This is a genomic window from Acinetobacter sp. 2JN-4 (genome assembly GCF_003687745.1).
Taxonomy (GTDB): Bacteria; Pseudomonadota; Gammaproteobacteria; order Pseudomonadales; family Moraxellaceae; genus Acinetobacter; species Acinetobacter halotolerans.
In genome coordinates this window covers 1-587 of the sequence record NZ_RDNY01000025.1, presented here as the reverse complement: position 1 = coordinate 587, position 587 = coordinate 1, and the positions used below count along the sequence as shown (strand labels likewise).

Sequence of the window (587 nt, the reverse complement as noted above, 5' to 3'; positions counted from 1 at the left end):
ATCGCAAAACGTAGACCTGGGTCCATTGCGATTGGGTGAATTAATTCTACTGACATTTCAACGTTGTCACCTGGCATAACCATTTCAACGCCGTCTTGTAATTGGATTGCGCCAGTTACGTCAGTTGTACGGAAGTAGAACTGTGGACGGTAACCATTTAAGAATGGAGTGTGACGACCACCTTCTTCTTTAGAAAGTACATATACTTCTGCATCGAATTTAGTGTGCGGCTTGATTGTACCTGGCTTAGCAAGTACTTGACCACGTTGTACGTCTTCACGCTTAGTACCACGAAGAAGAACACCACAGTTCTCGCCAGCACGACCTTCGTCAAGCAATTTACGGAACATTTCAACGCCAGTTACAGTCGTCACAACAGTGTCACGAATACCAACGATTTCAACTGATTCGCCAACTTTAACGATACCTGATTCTACACGGCCAGTTACAACTGTACCACGACCAGAAATCGAGAATACATCTTCGATTGGCATTAGGAATGCTTTGTCGATTGCACGCTCTGGCTCTGGAATGTAAGAGTCAAGTGCAGCAACTAAGTCGATTACAGCTTGTTCGCCATAAGGACC

1 protein-coding gene is annotated in these 587 nt (G+C 45.0%); it reads right to left on the bottom strand.

The genetic code is table 11. The annotated features are described in order from the left end of the window. The coding region (locus EAH57_RS15810) for an EF-Tu/IF-2/RF-3 family GTPase (protein ID WP_121930875.1) at positions 1-587 on the bottom strand (587 nt) is incomplete at both ends.